At 33.1% G+C, this 3,492-nt stretch carries 4 protein-coding genes and 1 pseudogene; 1 reads left to right on the top strand and 4 read right to left on the bottom strand.

Annotated features, from left to right (window positions below; translation table 11 throughout):
- Nucleotides 1-578 precede the first annotated feature (578 nt).
- Both AC1DOS_RS18790 and AC1DOS_RS18785 read right to left on the bottom strand, forming a co-directional pair.
- On the bottom strand, nt 579-1,031 hold the full coding sequence (locus AC1DOS_RS18790; protein ID WP_477538731.1) for a hypothetical protein: 453 nt from the start codon (nt 1,029-1,031) through the stop codon (nt 579-581).
- Nucleotides 1,032-1,182: 151 nt separating this feature from the next.
- Nucleotides 1,183-1,368, bottom strand: coding sequence for a hypothetical protein (locus tag AC1DOS_RS18785; protein WP_477536292.1), 186 nt, complete (start codon nt 1,366-1,368; stop codon nt 1,183-1,185).
- A 257-nt stretch (nt 1,369-1,625) separates the two neighbouring features.
- Here AC1DOS_RS18785 and AC1DOS_RS18780 point away from each other — a divergent pair, with 257 nt between their 5' ends.
- On the top strand, nt 1,626-2,069 hold the full coding sequence (locus AC1DOS_RS18780; RefSeq protein WP_477538730.1) for a carboxymuconolactone decarboxylase family protein: 444 nt from the start codon (nt 1,626-1,628) through the stop codon (nt 2,067-2,069).
- 126 nt (nt 2,070-2,195) lie between these two features.
- On the opposite strand, the gene AC1DOS_RS18775 is transcribed toward AC1DOS_RS18780, so the two are convergent.
- Together AC1DOS_RS18775 and AC1DOS_RS18770 are read right to left on the bottom strand one after the other, a co-directional pair.
- Nucleotides 2,196-2,573: a hotdog family protein gene (locus AC1DOS_RS18775; protein WP_108588025.1), complete on the bottom strand. Its 378-nt coding sequence runs from the start codon at nt 2,571-2,573 to the stop codon at nt 2,196-2,198.
- A gap of 32 nt (nt 2,574-2,605) precedes the next feature.
- Nucleotides 2,606-2,995: pseudogene (locus tag AC1DOS_RS18770) on the bottom strand (helix-turn-helix domain-containing protein); the annotation flags it as partial.
- Nucleotides 2,996-3,492: the final 497 nt, after the last annotated feature.

The following is a 3,492-nucleotide window of genomic DNA, read 5'->3' as shown; positions in this document are numbered from 1 at the left end:
CTTTTCGAGATATACATAACCTCCACTAAAAGAACATTTGTTCTTATTATATGCGAACATATGTTTTTTATCCGTAAAAATTATACCCCCCCAAAAAAAGACCGTCATGTGACAGTCTTTTCTTCTTTAACTAAAGCACCCGTTAGTGGAAATAACTAGTTAAACTTCGAAATAAACACTAAGAAAAAGTCCTACTATGAATATTGAAACAAAAAAAGAAACCACAGCTATTAGAACTTTAACTTTTTTTGAAATCTCGTCAAACCTAGTAAATATATCACTGGCTAGTCCAAAATAAGACATCATAATTATTGTAAGAATAATAGCCCTCGTAATATCTAATCCACTGAAGTCGCTAAATGGTTTACGAAAATTATCCGAATAGTAAATACCTAATCCCACAATTGAATGTAGGATAAAAAAGTGTGAAAAAAATCTTATGTACCTCAAATTTTATAATCCCCTTATAACTTTAAATTTACATCCATTGTAAAACTAACCTGCCCCGTTAGTTAAAAATCGTTCTGGTTACTCTTATGTAATACCGTAATTTATTAATTTCAAGACTAATTCAAATGTCAAAGTGGGTACTTTTCTAAGGAATTCACTAAATCATTTAATTCTTTACTGTCCTCATCTTGCCACTTTTCTCTCTCTATTGCTCTAATTACCTTTTTTGAAGCAGAAAGTAAACTATCTCTTAATTGTTTAATGTTACACTCTGCCTGAAAGTGTGCTTCCGATGAATTATCTTTGTAAAATGATAGCTCCGCTTTGTCACTGCTTATCTTCTTAGCTAAGACAATGGGAGAACCATCCATAAAATCAAAGTCATAAGTTCTTCCAATTTCTGAAACAATAATCCCCTTACAGGATTTAATCCACCAAGATAAAATGATAACTACAAAGTCTGACCAGTCTTGTTCTGGAAAAGAACGATGATAATCAATAATAAAACAAATATTGCCTGTAATATTTGTTCTCTTCTCTAATGAGTTCAAATCAACGTCGATCACTATTTCCTGGACCAAAAAATCAACCCCCTTTTCAAGCTGTATAGATTATTAATATATTAGAACTTATTTTACATCCTTGTTCAACTAACCTGCCCCGTTAGTTCAATAAGAAAGAGCTGAATAAGCAGCCCGATAATCTACAACTAAAGCACCCGAAGAAGTCGTTTTATCTATCATTATCTAAATCATCATCAAGAAAAGATTTTTTATCATCTTTAATTCCATACTTTTTTTTAAGAAAATCACCAATTATTGAATTGTTAATACCTCTTTTAACGGCTGTTTCAATAACGATAAAGAGAAAAAATAAGCCAACAAAATAAAAGATAATATATAGACCAAATGCCTCCATTAACAATCACCCCTACTAAATTTTACCACAAATAATCTAACCCCTTATTGAACTAACCTGCCTCGTTAGTTGAACAAGAAATGCATTAGCTGAGTAAGCATCTACTTTTGCATATTATCATCGAATTGCGACGCAACTAATTAAACTTTACTACTGAAGTTCCTCTTGATTTTGAATGGCATACAAACAAAACATTAGTGCTAATTTTCGTATAAAGGTATAATATTAGTATCTTAAAATCAAAGGAGTCTTGCCTTATGAGTCAAAGAGTTCCCTACTATGATATTGCACCTGATGGTATCAAAATTATGATGGATATGGAGAAGTACACTAAGCAGACTACAATTAATAGAACTACTAGAGAGTTAATCAAAATTAGAGCCTCTCAAATTAACGGTTGTGCCTTCTGTATAGATATGCATACATCCGATGCTCGTAAGATGGGTGAAACCGAACAACGAATTTATTGTTTAAATGCTTGGAATGAATGTACTTTTTATACACCTGAAGAGAAAGTTGCTCTCGAACTATCTGAGCATATTACTCTAATCCCTACTAAAAGAGTTCCTGATGACTTATACAAGCGTGTCCGAGAACATTATGATGAAAAACAATATGTTGATTTAGTTCTTATTATTAATCAGATAAACAGTTGGAATAGAATCTCTATTGCAATGGGCAATACACCAACAAAGATTTAACTTCTTAACGAACATCCTTTGGTGTTCGTTTTTTCATTTATTTTGTTGCACAGTTTGTGTCAAAAGCAACATTACACATTCATTCTCTTATTGAACTAACCTGCCCCGTTAGTTGAAGAATAATATTTATAATATTACTCCCGCAAAATTCCCACTCAATACTTGTTTCTCATTCTGATTTGTACATAGGAAAGATGCCACAATAGATATTCTATTATTATCTGGCTTTTCATACTTCTCGATTGTTACTTCACATATGATTTTATCTCCTGTAAAAACTGGTCTCAAAAACTCAAAATTCATAGTTCGAGCCAGTACATTGTTATCTCCACCAACTTTTGTAGGTAATGTAGCTGTCAACAACCCTTGTATGACAAGTCTCCCCTGATCATCAGCAGTAGTATGGTGAGTGCCTTCATCACCTGAAACCTTAGTAAACAATTCAACATCTTCTAGTGTGAAAGTCCGTTCAAATGTAATAATATCGCCTACTTTTAAAGACAACGTTATTTCCCCCTTTATTTTAAATTAAACTCTCAATTTAGATGTGACAAATATTCAAATGCTGTTGTTCCATAGACGCTTTTAAAGTGTTTATTTAAATGGGTTAAATCGACAAAACCACATTCAGCTACTGCTGAATAAATATCTCCGTTTTTTTCTATTAAGTGCTTTGCACGTTCTATCTTGCAGTTAAGAGAATATTGGTATGGTGGAATTCCAGTATGAGCCTTGAATGACCTGATAAACTGAAACTTCGATACATTAAGCCCTTTACATATCTCGTCGAGTTTAAGTACATTATCCAAGTTGGTATTAAGCATATCCTTTGCTTTTCTAACTAGAGTGTCATCTTTCTTATAGTCGGTAGAAAGATCAGTTTGAATGAGGCTATCTGTAAGCGATAAGAGTAATTCACTGTGTAAAAGTAACAACAAAACAGTATATTAAAAAAGATGTAATATTCACGAAGAAAACTCCTTTTAAGGTATTCTCATGCAACTATACATCTTAAAATTAAATGAAATATAGTACATTATTGCAGGATTACTTAAAGCTTCTGTAAAGTTAACTCTCCAAATTCAGGGTGCAGATACGTTATGTTTCATTCTGTAGCACAGAATAAAAGACGGTTTTATTAATCGATGTGGTGACCCCATATTCAATCATCCACTCCAATTTTCCAAAAAGGAGAGCCTCATAAGAGACCCTCCTCATTCTTCTGATACTCCTTTTCCTTCACCTCCTATTGCTATCAGGTTGGGTTCAACCGTTTTCCGTTCGCTCCCCCCATCTTTTAATTATGTATGAAAATCCCGAGGTTTCCAATCTTTCGGCTTGATGTTCTTATTCATCCATTTCTTTTGTGGTGCTTGATATGGGGTGGTGGCTATTAAATGATTATTGTGCCAGCTTGCTGCTC

The organism is Paenisporosarcina sp. P5_A11, assembly GCF_056400705.1.
Note: the sequence above shows the minus strand (reverse complement) of the source record. Positions and strands in the feature narration are given on the sequence as shown.

Bases quoted from the DNA above. Each gene is read 5' to 3' on its own strand.
- AC1DOS_RS18780 (WP_477538730.1), top strand. From the start codon at position 1,626: ATGAGTCAAAGAGTTCCCTACTATGATATTGCACCTGATGGTATCAAA.
- AC1DOS_RS18785 (WP_477536292.1), bottom strand. From the start codon at position 1,368: ATGGAGGCATTTGGTCTATATATTATCTTTTATTTTGTTGGCTTATTT.